The 15,104-nt window shown below is 71.8% G+C and carries 8 protein-coding genes; 7 read left to right on the forward strand and 1 reads right to left on the reverse strand.

Annotated features, from left to right (window positions below):
* The 7 genes from drmB (at position 1) to FHX40_RS09100 (ending at position 14,688) form a co-directional block, all read left to right on the forward strand.
* Complete coding sequence (drmB, locus tag FHX40_RS09070; protein ID WP_142259196.1) at positions 1-1,929, forward strand: DUF1998 domain-containing protein; 1,929 nt, start codon at positions 1-3, stop codon at positions 1,927-1,929.
* Positions 1,926-2,714: a DISARM system phospholipase D-like protein DrmC gene (drmC, locus tag FHX40_RS09075; RefSeq protein ID WP_142259197.1), complete on the forward strand. Its 789-nt coding sequence runs from the start codon at positions 1,926-1,928 to the stop codon at positions 2,712-2,714. Before drmB ends, drmC begins: the two co-directional genes overlap by 4 nt.
* A 31-nt stretch (positions 2,715-2,745) precedes the next feature.
* A complete protein-coding gene (locus tag FHX40_RS09080) occupies positions 2,746-4,632 on the forward strand; it encodes an N-6 DNA methylase (RefSeq protein WP_142259198.1) in 1,887 nt (628 codons plus the stop codon).
* A gap of 121 nt (positions 4,633-4,753) precedes the next feature.
* Positions 4,754-6,262: a serine/threonine-protein kinase gene (locus FHX40_RS09085; protein ID WP_142259199.1), complete on the forward strand. Its 1,509-nt coding sequence runs from the start codon at positions 4,754-4,756 to the stop codon at positions 6,260-6,262.
* Position 6,263: 1 nt separating this feature from the next.
* The gene (locus FHX40_RS09090; RefSeq protein ID WP_142259200.1) at positions 6,264-8,357 is read left to right on the forward strand and encodes a UvrD-helicase domain-containing protein; all 2,094 of its coding nucleotides are present in this window, start codon (positions 6,264-6,266) and stop codon (positions 8,355-8,357) included.
* A gap of 75 nt (positions 8,358-8,432) precedes the next feature.
* Positions 8,433-10,745 (forward strand): GmrSD restriction endonuclease domain-containing protein, encoded by a 2,313-nt coding sequence (locus FHX40_RS09095; protein ID WP_142259201.1) that lies wholly within the window; start codon positions 8,433-8,435, stop codon positions 10,743-10,745.
* Positions 10,746-11,130: 385 nt separating this feature from the next.
* The gene (locus FHX40_RS09100; RefSeq protein ID WP_142259202.1) at positions 11,131-14,688 is read left to right on the forward strand and encodes a WD40 repeat domain-containing protein; all 3,558 of its coding nucleotides are present in this window, start codon (positions 11,131-11,133) and stop codon (positions 14,686-14,688) included.
* Here FHX40_RS09100 and FHX40_RS09105 read toward each other — a convergent pair whose 3' ends face one another.
* Positions 14,689-14,955, reverse strand: coding sequence for an NIPSNAP family containing protein (locus tag FHX40_RS09105; RefSeq protein WP_229789126.1), 267 nt, complete (start codon positions 14,953-14,955; stop codon positions 14,689-14,691).
* Positions 14,956-15,104: the final 149 nt, after the last annotated feature.

Genomic DNA, 15,104 nt, shown 5'->3' on the forward strand with positions numbered 1-15,104 from the left:
ATGGCGAGCGAGAAATACCGCACCCGCGTCGGCTCGGTACGGCCCAGCCACCTCATGTTCACCAGCGGGGTGGGGGCGCTCGTCGACCTGCCGAACTTCTCCGTGCTCGTCAAGGGCCTGGACGAGTGGCGGTACGACGGGGCGCACGGCTGGGAGCCGCTCGTCGAGCCGCGCCTGCTCGCCGCCGTGCAGTCCCTCCCGTACCGCAAGGGGGAGCCGGAGTACCTCGACTTCCGGCAGGTGAAGGAGCTGCGGCCCGCGCCGTGGCTCGCCGGGCTCGACCAGAACCCGGCCGGGCCGGCGTCCCGGGTCGGCGTGCCCACCCTGCCGTTCCCGAGCTGGATGCGCTGCACCGCCTGCAACCTGCTCGCCCCGATCGACTCGAAGGTCTTCGGCTTCGAGAACGACAAGCCGCGCAAGCCGCACGAGGCCCGGTTCTTCCACGAGAACTGCGGCCGCAAGCGCAAGGGGCGCAAGCCGCTCGCCGTCGCCGCCCGCTTCGTGCTCGCCTGCACGGCCGGGCACCTCGACGACTTCCCGTACGTCGAGTTCGTGCACCGCGGCCAGCCGTGCCCCAAGGTGAGCCACCCCACGCTGGAGATGAACGACCGCGGTGGCAACCTCGGCGCGAACGTCGCGATCAAGTGCATGAACTGCGAGGCCCAGCGCAACATCCGCGAGTGGATGGGGGACCGGAACCTGGTGCGGCTGCCCCGCTGCCGGGGGCGGCACCCCCACCTGTCGTGGTTCGCCGAGGGCGGCTGCGACCGGCAGCTGTACGTGCTCGTCGTCGGCGCCTCGAACCAGTGGTTCCCGCAGACGCTGTCCGCGCTCGCCGTACCGCAGAGCGGGGCGCGGGCGGTGGAGGCGACGGTCGAGAAACACTGGAAGGCGCTGGAGCCCTTGCCGAAGTCGATGTACCCGTGGGCGCGGGAGAACGTCGGCGCCTTCCGTGAGCTCGCCAAGTGGAGCGACGACGAGATCTGGGAGGCGGTCGAGCGGCTCAAGGCGCGGCGCGAGGGCGGCACGGACGCCTCCTCCGGCGGCTACCCCGACCTGCGGACCCCCGAATGGGAGGCGTTCACCGGCCATCCGCTGCCCGAGGAGAACGACGACTTCGCCGTCCGCCGGCTCACCGAGATCCCGGCCGCGCTGCGCGGCATCTACGCCGACGTGGTGCAGGCCGAGCGGCTGCGCGAGGTGCGCACGCTGATCGGGTTCACCCGGCTGGACGCGCCCGACCCCGACGACCCGGATCTGGTCACCCGGGCGCCGGTCACCCGGGGCAGCCCGCAGTGGCTGCCCGCCACCGAGGTGCGCGGCGAGGGCATCTTCCTGCGGCTGCCGGAGGACCTGCTTCGCGAATGGGAGGACCGGGTCGCCGAGTCGGTCGCGGTGCGCGAGCACCGCGAGGCGTACATCCGGTTCCGCAAGCACCGCTTCTCCACCCGCATCCAAGGCCCGTTCGACCCCGAACGCGGCTGGCCCGGGCCGAGGTACTACGCCCTGCACACCCTGTCGCACCTGCTGATCCGCACCATCGCGCTGGAGTGCGGGTACAGCTCGGCGAGCCTGACGGAGCGCATCTACGCGGGCACCCCGGACGATCCGCGCAGCGGCATCCTCATCTACACGGCGGTCCCCGACGCCGAGGGCACCCTGGGCGGGCTCGTCTCGCTCGCCGAGCCCGACCGGCTCGTCGAGATCACCCGCAGGGCGCTGCGGGACGCCCGGCACTGCTCCTCCGACCCGCTGTGCGCGGAACGGCTGCCGCAGGCGCCGGAGGACTTCCTCCACGGGGCCGCCTGCCACGTGTGCCTGTTCGTCTCGGAGACCACGTGCGAGCGCGGCAACCGGTACCTCGACCGGCGGTTCATCGTGCCGATCGGAGACGAGCCGAAGCTCGCGCTCTTCCCCGAGCTGCCGTGAGACGACGCCGGGACGTGGAGGAGGCGGTCGCCGCCGCGGTCGCGCCCCTCGACCCGGGGGACCTGCTGGTGCTCGCCGACCGCATCGAGCAGGGCTGGCCGCGTGAGGGGATCCTCGCCGCGGTGCCGCGGCCCGGGTTCGGCCGGGCCGCGGCGGCCGTGCTCGACGCCGTGCCCGCCGGTACGGTGTCGTCGGCCGAGCTCGCCGCCTACCTGCGCGGGATCGCCGCGGGGCGGGCCCAGGCCGCCGACCCGGTGCGGGTGGAGATGGTGTGGAGCGGGCCGCGGACCCTGGAGGTGCCCGTTCGGGCCACCGCGAGCGCGCTCGTCGAGCTCGTCGGCGAGGCGTCCCGGGAGCTGACGCTGATGACGTACGCGGCCGTGCCGTACCGGCCGCTGCTCGACGCGCTCGCGGCGGCGGTCGGCCGGGGCGTCACCGTGCGGGTGGTGGTCGAGACGCTGCAGGGGGCCGGGTCTGCGCTCGCCGGGGCCGAGCCCGCGGCCGCGTTCGCCGAGGTCACCGGCATCGAGCTGTGGCACTGGCCGGCCGGGCGGCGGGCCGGGAGCGGCAACGGGGCGGACGGGGACGGCGGGGCGCGGATGCACGCCAAGCTCGCCGTCGCCGACGCGCGGGCGCTGTGGGTGTCGAGCGCCAACCTCACCCCGGCGGGGGTCTCCCGGAACATCGAGGCCGGAGTGATCGTACGCGGCGGCACCGCGCCGCTCCGGGCCGCCGAGCACATCGACCGGCTGCGCGCCACCGGAGTGCTGCAGCGGCTGCGCTAGCCGTGCGGAGGGATCAGGCGGAGGACACGTGATGACAGGGGAGGCCAGGGTCGCCGCGGCCGACATCGCCCGGCTCGCCGGCGTGGGGCGGACCGCGGTCAGCAACTGGCGCCGCCGGTTCCCGGACTTCCCGCGGCCGGTCGGCGGCACGCCGTCCAACCCGCTGTTCTCCATGGCCGAGGTCGAGGCGTGGCTGCGCGGCCAGGGGAAACCGGTCCACCTGCCCGAGGACGAGCGGGTGTGGCACCGGATCCGGAACGCCGCGGGCGACGCCGACCCGCTCGGCCTCGTCGCGGCCCTCGCCGCCGCGCTCGTCGCGGTCGGCCACCGCAGGCTTCAGCAGGCAGGTGACGCCGAGCTCCGCGACGCACTGCCACCGGACCTCGCCGACACCCCGCTGCCCCTGCTGCGCGCCGTCGGCGAGCTCGCGGCCGATCGCGGCGATGCCGCCACCGTCGAGTTCCTCTGCCGCAGGTACGCGGAGGCCCAACCGCGCCGCCCGCAGAGCGTCGAGCCCGAGGTCGCCCCGGTGATGGCCGAGCTGCTCGGGCCGTGCCGTACCGTGCTGGACCCGCTGTGCGGATTCGGCCCGCTGCTGCTCGCCGCCGCGCCCCGCGCCGAACGGCTGCTCGGCCAGGAACGCGACCCGGCGCTCGCCCGCCTGGCCGCCGCCCGCCTCGCCGCCGCCAGGGCGGGCGAGCACGACGTACGGCCCGGCGACGCGCTCACCCGGGACGCGTTCCGCGGGGCCGAGGCGGACGGCGTGCTCTGCATCCCGCCGTTCGGCGAACGCGCCTGGGGGCACGACGAGCTCACCAACGACCCGCGCTGGCTGCACGGCCTGCCGCCGCGCGGCGAGCCCGAGCTCGCCTGGGTACAGCACTGCCTCGCCCACCTGCGGCCCGGCGGGCACGCCGTCGTCCTCATGCCCGCGGCGGCCGCGTCCCGCCGCTCCGGGCGGCGCATCCGGTCCCGGCTGCTGCGCACCGGCACCCTGCGCGGCGTGATCGCGCTGCCGCCCGGCGCCGCCCCGCACTCGGCGGCGGCACCCCACCTGTGGGTGCTGCGCCGTCCCGGGGCCGACGACGAGGTGCCGCCACGGGTACTGCTCGCCGCCTGCGCCCTCGACCAGGTCGTGCCCACCTGGCGGTCGTTCCTGCACGAGGAGGCGCCGACCGGCGCGGCCCGGGCCGTACCGGTGGTCGAGCTGCTCGACGACGAGGTCGATCTCACCCCGGCGCGGCACCTGCCCGCACCGCCCCCGCCCCCGGCCCCGGTGGCGGACCTGGAGCGGGCCCGCGCCGAGCTCGCCGCCCTCGGCGCCGGCATCGCCGAGCTGCTACCCACCGTAAGCGCCCGGACCCGCGAGCTGACCATGACCACCCTCGGCGAGCTCGCCCGCGCCGGGGCCGTCCGGCTGGAGCAGACCCCGATGCGGATGCGGGCCGACGCGGGCGACCGGCCGGTGCTCACCGCCAAAGACGTCGTGGTGGGCCGCGGCCCCACCGGCACCGGTACGGCCGAGCCTGGTGCCGTGGTCGCCCGTGCCGGGGACATCGTGATCCCGGTGATCGCCCGGGGCGTCACCGCACGGGTGGTGGAGGAGGAGGTGCTGCTCGGCCCGCACCTGTACCTCGTGCGCGCCGACCCAAGGGCCTTCGACCCGTACTTCCTCGCCGGGTTCCTGCGCCTGACCGCGCCGCCCGGCTCGGCCCTGTCCTCCCGCGGCCAGCGGGTCGACCTGCGGCGGGCCCGGGTACCGCGGCTGCCCATCGCCGACCAGCGCCGGTACGGCGAGGCGTTCCGGCGGCTGGAGGAGTTCGAGGCGGCGCTGGCCCGGCTGTCGGCCGACGGCCACGGTCTGGCGGAACGAATCCGTGACGGAATCGTTCTTGGCGAACTGCAACCGGGGCCATGATCATAGAGGGTTCTGTAAAGAGCGCCTGTTGTCTGGGGGAGAGTGGGTCACTGCCGTGACGAGGCGGACAACGATTGCCGGTCGGTATGAACTGGATCCCACGTCGCGGCGGCGGGGCGGCATGGGCGAGGTGTGGTTCGGCTACGACAAACGCCTGGACCGTCCCATCGCCATCAAGTTCATCCGGATCGACCGGTTGTCCGACGGCCGGGCCGACGACGAACTGACCCGCCGCTTCGTCCGGGAATCACGGATCACCGCCCGGATGAACCATCCGGGCGTCCCCGTCGTCTACGACTGCGGCACGCACGAGGACAAGCTGTATCTCGTCATGCAGCAGATCGAGGGGTGCTCGGTCTCCGATCTCATCGCCGAGGTGGAGCCCCTCCCGGTGCCCTGGGCGGCCGCCATCGCCGCGCAGGTGTGCAGCGTGCTCGCCGCCGCGCACGCCAACTCGCTCGTGCACCGCGACCTCAAGCCGTCCAACCTCATGATCTGCCCCGACGGCTCGGTGAAGGTGCTCGACTTCGGCGTGGCCGCCGCGCTCACGCCCGACGCGACCAAGATCACCGCGACCGGCACGGCGATCGGCACCCCCGAGTACATGGCGCCCGAGCAGGCGCTCAGCGGCACCACCAGCCCGCAGAGCGACCTGTACTCGCTCGGTGTCGTGCTCGACGAGATGCTCACCGGCCGCAACCAGTTCTCCGCCCCGACCCCGCTCGCGTCCATGCGCCGGCACCTCGACGCGCCACCGACCCCGCCGCGCAAGCGCCGCCCGGACGTGCCCGAGGAGCTGGAACGGCTCGTGCTGTGGCTGCTGGAGAAGACCCCGGACCGGCGTCCGCCCGACGCCGCCACCGTCTACGACCATCTCGTCGGCTTCTGCCGCGAGCTGCCGCCGCTGCCCGGCTTCGTCGACCAGTCCCGGCGCAGCCCGGCACGCATGTACACCTCTGTGCTGCCGCCGCTCGCCGCGTCGGGGAGGTCCGCTGTCGAGACGCCGCCGCCTCCGCGGCCGGTGCCGCCGCGGAGCCGTACCGCCGAGCCCACCACCCCCACCCCCTCGATCGGCCGTACCGACATCGAGCTGGCGATGCAGGAGGCCAAGGATCTCAAGGGGGAGGCCCGGTTCAGCCAGGCGGCGGAGGTGCTGGCCCGGGTCGTCGAGCCCGCCACCCGGGCCTTCGGCGCGCACGACGCCGGCGTGATCGACCTGCGGATCGAGTACGCCGACGTGCTCTTCCTCGGCGGCGACTACCGCCGGGCCGCCCCCGAGTTCCGGCGGCTCGCCGAGGACCTCGCCGAGCGCGAAGGGCCCGACGACAGCCTCGTGCTGCGGTTCCGCCTCATGGAGGCCAACTGCCACGCCGCGGCCGGCGAGACCTCCCTCGCCCTCACCCAGCTCACCGGCCTGCTGGAGGACGAGAAGCGGTACGGCGTCGACGAGGACCGCATCCTCGAGCTGCGGCGGCAGATCGGGCTGCTGCAGCTCGGCTCCGGCGACCGCGCCGGCGCCGCCCGCACCTTCCGCGAGCTGCTGCCCGACCTGGAACGGCGGAGCGGCCCGGACAACCCCAACCTGCACCGGGTGAAGGAGATCCTCGACGGGCTGGAGGGTGAGGGCTGACGTGGCCAGGCTCGGAATCCACCGGGAGTTCCTGCGCGAGTTCGCCAGGCTGGAACGCTCCGTGCAGGACCGTGTGATCGACGTCTTCACCAAGTTCGAGCACCACACCCACGCCGGGCTCCACCTGGAGAAGCTCAACAACCCGCGTGATCCCCGGTTCCGCACGATCCGGATCGACAAGTTCTGGCGCGGCGTCGTGCTCGCCCCCGACAGCGGTGACTTCTACACGCTGCTGCGGGTCCTGCCGCACGACGACGCGTACGACTGGGCCCAGCGGCACCGCGTCACGGTGAACCCCGTCACCGGGCGCATCGAGCTCCGGGACGTGGTGGCGATCGACGAGGCCCTGCCACGGCTCGTCGAGACCGCTGATAAGGCGCCCCGGCGGCTGTTCGACGACATCAGCGACGCCGACCTGAAGCGGCTCGGCATCGACGAGCAGACCCTTGCCCTCGCCCGCGTCCTCACCGACGTCGCCCAGCTCGAGGCCGCGCAGGCGTTCCTGCCGCAGAACCAGTGGGATGCGCTGTACGGCCTCGCCGCCGGACTCACTCCGGAGGAGGTGTGGGCGGAGCTCGGGGTGGCCGAGGCGACCGAGCCGTACGACACCGAGGACATCGCCGCGGCCGTGGCCCGCACTCCCGAGCGGGTCGTGCTTGTGGACGGGCCGGAGGAGCTCATGGAGATCTTCCGGCACCCGTTCGCGCTGTGGCGTATATACCTGCATCCGACCCAGCACCGGATCGCGCACGCCACCTACTCCGGGGCGGCGCGGGTCACCGGCGGGCCCGGGACGGGCAAGACGGTCGTCGCCCTGCACCGTGCCCACCAGCTCGCCGTCCGCGGCGCCGGGCCGGTGCTGGTGACCACGTTCACCTCGACGCTGTCCGCCTCCCTCGAGGCCGGGCTCAAGCTGCTGGCCGACTCCGCCGAGGTGCTCGACCGCATCCAGGTGCGGCACGTCGACCAGCTCTCGTACCAGATCTTCGCCGAACGGCACGGCCGGCCCGCCATCCTGCGGGACGCCGAGGAGAAGGCGATCTGGCGGCGCATCATCCGGCACCTCGGCCTGCCGTTCACCGAGACCTTCCTCGCCGAGGAGTGGCGGCACGTCATCCTCGCCCAGCAGATCGGCAGCGCCGCCGAGTACCTGGAGGCGAAGCGCGCGGGCCGCGGCCGCCGCCTCGGCACCCGGCAGAAGGCCCAGCTCTGGCAGGCCGTGTGGGAGTTCCAGGAGGAACTCAAGCGGCGGCGGCTGTGGACCCACGAGACCATCTGCGTCGAGGCCACCCGGCTGCTGAACGAGCGCGCGGACAAGCCGTACCGGCACATCGTGGTCGACGAGGCCCAGGACCTCCACCCGGTGCAGTGGCGGCTGCTGCGCGCCGCGGTCGCGGAAGGGCCCGACGACCTGTTCATCGCCGGCGACACCCACCAGCGCATCTACAACAACCGCGTCTCGCTGCGCGACGTCGGCGTACGGGTCGCCGGGCGGTCCACCCGGCTCACCATCAACTACCGGACCACCGCCGAGATCCTCGCCTGGAGCCTCGGCATGCTGCAGGGCGAGCCGATCGACGACATGGACGGCGGCCTCGACACGGTCGCCGGGTACCGGTCCGAGGTGCACGGGCCGCCGCCGCGGCTAGTCGGCTTCGCCGTGCAGAAGGACGAGCTCGACGCGCTGTGCCGCAAGGTGCGCGAGTGGCTCGACGCGGGCGTCGCCCCCGAGGAGATCGGCGTCGCGGCCCGGTCGAACATGCTCGCCGACGCGGCCGTGGCCGCGCTCAAGGCCGCCGGGATCCCGGCCGGGTCGCTGGCGCGGTCCTCCGACGCCGACCGGGTGGTCCGGGCCGGGACCATGCACCGGATGAAGGGCCTGGAGTTCCGATGCGTGGCCGTCGTCGGGGTCGGCGAGCACCAGGTGCCCGCTCCGAACGCGGTCACCCCGGCCGAGGAGGACGAGCTCACCCACACCCAAGATCTGCAGCGGGAACGGTGCCTGCTGTTCGTGGCGTGCACCCGCGCCCGCGAGGAGCTGTACGTGTCCTGGCACGGACGGCCGAGCCCGTTCATTTCCGGCGTTCTCGGCTGACCGCCGGTGAAATGCCGGGTGCCGTGCGTAGATTAAGCGGTCGGAGCGTGACCGCCATTCCCCGGGGAGCACAAGGTGTCGACTCTTTCGGTTCTCCTCAACCAAATCGATAACGGAACGGTCCTGCTTCCCGAGTTCCAGCGCGGATACGTGTGGAACCGGGACCAGGTTCGCGGGCTGATGCGCTCGCTGTACCGGGACTATCCGGTGGGCGGGCTGCTGCTGTGGGAGACGGTGCCCACCGATACCTCGGTCCGCGGCGGTTCCGCGGACGGCGGCGTCCGCCTGTTGCTGCTCGACGGCCAGCAGCGCATCACCTCGCTGTACGGGGTGATCCGCGGGCGCCCGCCCGCGTTCTTCGAGGGGGACAAATCGGCGTTCACCGGTCTGCGGTTCAACGTCGAGGACGAGTCCTTCGAGTTCTACACCCCCACCAAGATGCGGGACGACGTCCGCTGGGTCGACGTGACCCGGCTGTTCACCGAGGGACTGCCGCCCTTCATCAAGGAATTCAGCGAACACTTTCCGGACAAGCTCCCGGTCTATCTGGACCGTCTCAACCGGCTGCGCAACATCCTCAACCGGGAATTCCACGAGGAGAAGATCGCAGGCCCGGACAAGGACGTCGACGTCGTCGTCGACATCTTCAACCGGGTGAACTCCGGCGGCACCGCGCTGTCGAAGGGTGACCTCGCGCTGGCGAAGATCTGCGCCCAGTGGCCGCCCGCCCGCCAGACGATGCGCGACCACCTGGCCCGGTGGAAGGAGGCCGGGTTCAACTTCTCGCTCGACTGGCTGCTGCGCAACATCACGGCGGTGGCCACCGGCCGCGCCGTGTTCACCGCCCTCGATTCCGTCTCGGCCGAGGCCTTCGAGACCGCGCTGAACCAGGCGGTCGGCTACATCGATTACACGCTCGACACGGTGTCCGCGCGCCTGGGCCTCGACCACGACCAGGTCCTCATGGGCCGCTACGCGTTCCCGGTCATCTCCCGCCTGCTCCACCTCACCCCCGGCGGGCGGTTCACCGACGCCGCGCAGCGGGACCGCGTGCTCTTCTGGTACGTGCACTCGGCGCTGTGGGGCCGCTTCGCCGGTTCGACCGAGACCCAGCTCGCCAAGGACTACGAGACCGCGGAGCGGGCGGGCATCGACGGGCTCATCGCCGCCCTGCAGCGGTGGCGCGGCGGCAACCTGGAGATCAATCCGCACGACTTCGAGGGCTCCACCCGGGGCTCGCGGTTCTACCCGCTGCTCTACATGCTCACCCGGGTCACCGGCGCCCGCGATCTCGGGACCGGCCTGCGGCTCGGTGTCACCCGGTCGGGCGGCCAGGCCCCGCTCGAGATGCGCCACATCTTCCCCAAGCAGCTGCTGTACCGGGCCGGCTTCGACCGGGGCCAGGTCAACGCGGTGGCGAACTTCTGCTTCCTCACCCAGGACGGCGACCGGGACAACTTCGCCCTGTTCGAGGACATCGGCCAGAAGGTCGGCCGGCGGCCGCTCCAGGAGTACCTCGCCGAGGCCGAGAGGATGCATCCCGGCGTCCTCGCCTCGCAGTGGATCCCCGACGACCCCGACCTGTGGCGGCCCGAGCGGTACCTCGACTTCCTCGCCGCCCGGCGCGAGCTGCTTGCCAAGGCCGCCCAGGAGTTCCTCACCGGGCTGCGCGACGGCGTCGCCGCGGCCGAGGCGCCCTCGCTCGAGCGCGTCGTGGTCATCGCGGACGAGCAGGACGACGTGCGCGCCGCCCAGATCAAGGCGATGGTGGAGGAGCTGACCCGCCTCGGCTACGCCGAGCCCCAGCTCGACAGCGAGATCGCCGACCCGGTCACCGGCCGGGCGCTCGCGGTCGCCGAGGCGTTCTGGCCCCACGGGCTCCAGCCCGGCCAGGGCAAGCCGGTGGTACTCGAGCTCGACCCGGAGGCGGCCGACCTGCCCAGGCTCGAGGAGCTCGGGTACGAGGTCTTCACCTCGGTCGACGCCCTGCTCGGCTACGCGGAGCGACGCAACAGGAGCGCCGCCGGGGAGACGCCGGCCGAGACGAGGGCGGCCGCCGAGGAGCCGGAGGAGCCCGTCACCGCGGCGGGGTCGTCCGAGGCCGAGTTCGAGAAGGCGATGTGGGAGATCTACACGCGGGCCAAGGACGAGGTGAACTACCACGCCACCTACTTCCGCAGCATGCTTTCCGAGTACGGCGCCGTCGCCACCGCGCGCAAGCTGCTCTCCGCCCCGGCGGTCTCCGACGGCTTCGCCGCCCTGTGGGAACGCGGCCGCCTCGACCTCACCGTCGAGGCCCTGGTCATCCAGGAACGGTTCGCCGACCTGTTCAGCCCGAAGGAGATCGACGTGGCCCGGTACCGGTTGGAGCAGTTCGGGTACGTGTGATCCGAATCTGCCGGTAAGACGCGCAATTTGTTCCGGGCGCCCGTGTGCATTCCGGTCGGAACGGTTACGGATTTTCGGTCAGAGCCCTTGCTTGCGACGTCACGGTCCCTGGCGGGCGTTGGATCGAGGTTGCCTCGCCCGCCAGGGGCTCCTTTTGTGCGGGGAGAACGAAATCCACCGTTGTCGACGGTCGGGCCACCTGAATTGGCTAAGGTTGATCGTGTGGTGCACGAATCATGCCCGGGTCGGAGGCCTTGTACGCCCTGGCAAAGAGGATCGTGGGATCACCGGGGCCACCTGTCGTCACGACTGTTGTTAATTGATTTTGCGTGTATTACGTGCGGTTAGGAGTACTTGAGGTGTCAACGGCCGGTGCAGTGACCGCATGAGACTTCGTCGGCATCTGGCGCTTCTGTTACAGGTTCTGCTGGTCCTGGTGGCGAGCCTGCTGGGCATCGTCACCAACTACGCCACCGAAGCCGAGGACGCACCGGCCTGGCTCAACGTGCTGCAGCAGGTCGCGGCACCCGGCATCGGCGTGCTCATTGTCCTGCTGGTCGTCGGGCACGTGGCGGCCTACCGGCTGGAAAGCCCGCCCCCGCCTCGGCGCTCATGGGACGCGGCACGGCCCCCGTATCCCGGGCTCGACGCCTACACCGAGGACGAGGCCGCGGTGTTCTTCGGCCGCGAGGCACAGATAGCCGATCTGCTGCGTCGGCTGAGCACGTCCACCTCCCGGCCCGCGGACCGGTTCGTCTCCCTGGTCGGCTCCTCCGGGAGCGGCAAGTCCTCGCTCGTACAGGCCGGCGTGGTGCCGCGGCTGCGTGCCCGCCGCTGGGTGATCCTGCCGGCGATGACGCCGGGCACAAACCCGTTAGGCGCCCTGGCCCGGGTTTTGTCGCAGGCGGGCGCCGGCCCGGACGAGGCGGCGATCTCCCGGCGGCTACGCAAATCACCCGACATGCTGCCGGCGCTGCTCAACGAGATCCGTGCCAAGACGGGGCAACGGTTCCGGCGCATGCTGCTCGTCGTCGACCAGTTCGAGGAGCTCGTCACCTTGGCCGGTGAACGCGACCGGGCCATGTTCCTGGACATCCTTGCGCAAGCCGTCGCCCACGATGCCCGGCTGTCGGTGATCGGCACGATCCGCATCGAGTTCCTCAAGGACCTGCTGGAGACGGCACACGCAGAGCTGTTCCAGAACCCGCTGGCGATCGGCGCGGTGGGCCGTGCCGAGATGCTTCAGATCATCCAGAGGCCAGGCGAACTCGTGAACATGACGTTCGCCCCAGGGCTGCCCGAGATCATCGTGGACGAGGTCGGCAGTAGCGACGCCCTGCCGCTGCTGGCCTACCTGCTGCAGGAGGCGTACTTCGCCGTTGGTCCCGGGGGTGAGGTCACCCAGGAGCGATACCGGGCGCTTGGGGGAGTGGCGGGTGCATTGTCCCGTCAGGCCGATCAGGTCCTGGCCGAACTGCGCGAGGAAGAGGAGCCGGGTGCGATCTTCGCGGTGCTGCTCAAGTTCGTCACCATCGAAGGACAGGAGGCCGCCCGGCGCCGGGTCCCGCTAGCCGAGCTGACCGAGCGGGAACGCCGCGTGGTGGACGCGTTCGTCGACGCCAGACTGCTGGTCACCGGCAGCGAGAACGGCAGGCCGTACGCCCAGGTCGCGCACGAGGCGCTGTTCCGGCTGTGGCCCCCACTGCGTCAGGAGGTCGAGACCCGGATCGAGCAGTTGCGGCGCCGTGCGGAGCTGGAGCGGTGGGCGGCCGACTGGCAACAGTCCGGACGCAGCGAGGACTACCTGCTCACCGGGGAGCGCCTGGCTCTCGCACAGCGGTGGCTGGCCGCCCTGGAAGAGGCCGGACAGGCGTCCGAGCCGGTGCGGGAACTCGTCGATGCCTCGCTGCGCCGTGATCTGGCATTCGTGCGCCGGGTCTCGGACGGCATCGGCCGTTACGTGCTGGCGAACGCCGAGCGGTACCCGGAACTCTCGATCCTGCTGTCGCTGGCGGCACTCGGCGAATGCGCCGAAACCCCGGCGGCGCAACGTGCGCTGATGAGCGCCCTGGCATTCAGCCACCTGCGTCTGGTTCTGGCCGGGCACACCGACGCCGTCCGCGACCTCGCCTGGTCGCCGGACGGCAACCGCATCGGGACCGCGTCCCGGGACGGTACGGCGCGCATCTTCGACGCCGAGACCGGACATTGCGAGCGGGTGCTGGCCGGGCACGAGGGCATGGTCGAGATGCTCGCCTGGTCGCCCGACTCCACCCATGTCGCCACCGCGTCCCGCGACCAGACGGTCCGGCTGTGGGACGTCGCCAGCGGTCGGCAGGTCGGCGTCCTGACCGGTGCCCGGGACATCGTGTGCGCGGTCGCCTGGTCACACGACGGCCGGTACGTGGCGGCGGGTTCGCGCGACAGGGTCGTCCGCATCTGGGACGTCGCGAGCGGTGAGATCACTCACGAGCTGCGCGGACACCGTGGCAATATCTACGGGATCGCCTGGTCGGCCGATGGGAGGCTCGCCACCGCCTCCCACGACCGCACGGTGATCGTGTGGGACGTCACCACGGGCGCACCGTCGCTGACGCTGGAGGGCCACACCGACTTCGTGGAGGGCGTCGCCTGGTCACCGGACGGGACCCGCATCGCCACATCCTCCGGGGACCTCACCATCCGTGTCTGGGACTCGGCGACCGGACGGCAGCGCCTGCTCATCCGCGGCCACACCGATCCGGTGTGGAACGTCGCCTGGTCACCCGACGGGCGGCGCATCGCCTCGGCGTCCGCGGATCGCACGGCCCGCGTCTTCGACGCCGACGACGCCACACCGCTCGCGGTCCTGCGGGGCCACGACGAGACAGTATGGGGCGTCACCTGGTCGCCGGACGGTTCCCGGATCGCCACCGGGTCGGCGGACGGCACGGGGCGTATCTGGGACGTCCAGCCCAGGGGTGCCGAGAAGGTGCTGTTCGGCGGTCTCAGCCGGCCGATGAACCAGGCCGCCTGGTCACCGGACGGCCTCCTCGTGGCCACGGTCGACGATGACGGGGTACTGCGGTTTTGGGATGCCGACACGGGAGCCCCGGCATTTCCGCTCGGCCGTGCCCTCGACACCCGTCACGCCGACCGCATCTATGCGGTCGCCTGGTCGCCGGACGGGTCGCAGGTCGTGACCGGTTCCCGGGACGGGACCGCGAGAATCTGGGGAACCTCCGGTGTGGTGGTTCTCGACCATGAAGGGTCGGTCGTCGAGGCCGTCGCCTGGTCGCCGGACGGGTCGCGGGTCGCCACGGGTGGTCACGACCGTACGATCCGTATCTGGGATGTGAGCACCGCCGGCCTGGCCGGGGTGCTGACCGGCCATCAGGACTGGGTGGGCGGCGTCGCGTGGTCGCCGAGCGGCCGCATGATCGGATCCGTGTCGGACGACCGGACCTGTCGGATCTGGGAGGTGAGCACGGGCGAGCAGCTCACGGTGTTGCGCGGGCACGAGAACTGGGTCGACGCCGTCTCATGGTCGCCCGACGAGCGGTATGTCGTCACCGGCGCGGCCGACTGGACGGCCCGTATCTGGGATGTCGCCACCGGGCGGCCTGTCGGGGTGCTGCGCGGTCACGAGGGCCGGGTGCGGGCCGTCGCATGGTCACCAGACGGCTCCCGGATCGCCACCGGCGGGGAGGACCGGACCGTACGGATCTGGGACGCGGCCACCCGTGAAGAGATCGTGGTAAGCGGCGTGCATCAGAACAGGGTGATGTCGGTCGGCTGGTCATCCGACGGACGGCTCCTGCTCAGCTCCTCCTTCGACGGCACCGCTCGCATCTGGCCGGTGACACCGGACTTCGGCCGGTTGCAGGCGATCGCTCGCACTCGCGTCTTCCGGTCACTCACCGAAGACGAGCGTCGCCGCCATCTGCTTCCGGTGAAGTCCTGATCAGATGACGGTTTCGACCTCTCGGACCTCGGTCTCCACAAGGTAGTCGTCCGGGTCGAGGTTCATGCTCTCCCGCTCGGGAGAGGACCAGTACTGCCTGTTGCGCTCGGCGAAGCCCTCCGGCCCGTCATAGGAGATCACCCAGATGAACCGGTTGCGCTCGCGGTCGAGCCAGGCGCCCTGGATCTCGAAGCCGAACTTCAGCCGCAGGGGAACGATGAGTTCCCGCCACTTCGCGGCCCACTCATCCAGCAGCCCGTCACGCACCGTGTAAATCCGAAGCTGAGTCGTCCGGGGCATCCTCTCCTCGCCTCCGGGCACGCACTGCACTGCGGCCCATCGAGATCACTTAGGAGACGAGGATAATCGCCGCCGCGCAGAACCGGGACGAAAACCGGCGGCGTTGAGCCGTACTG

Origin of the sequence: Thermopolyspora flexuosa (assembly GCF_006716785.1) — a bacterium.
Classification (GTDB): Bacteria; Actinomycetota; Actinomycetes; order Streptosporangiales; family Streptosporangiaceae; genus Thermopolyspora; species Thermopolyspora flexuosa.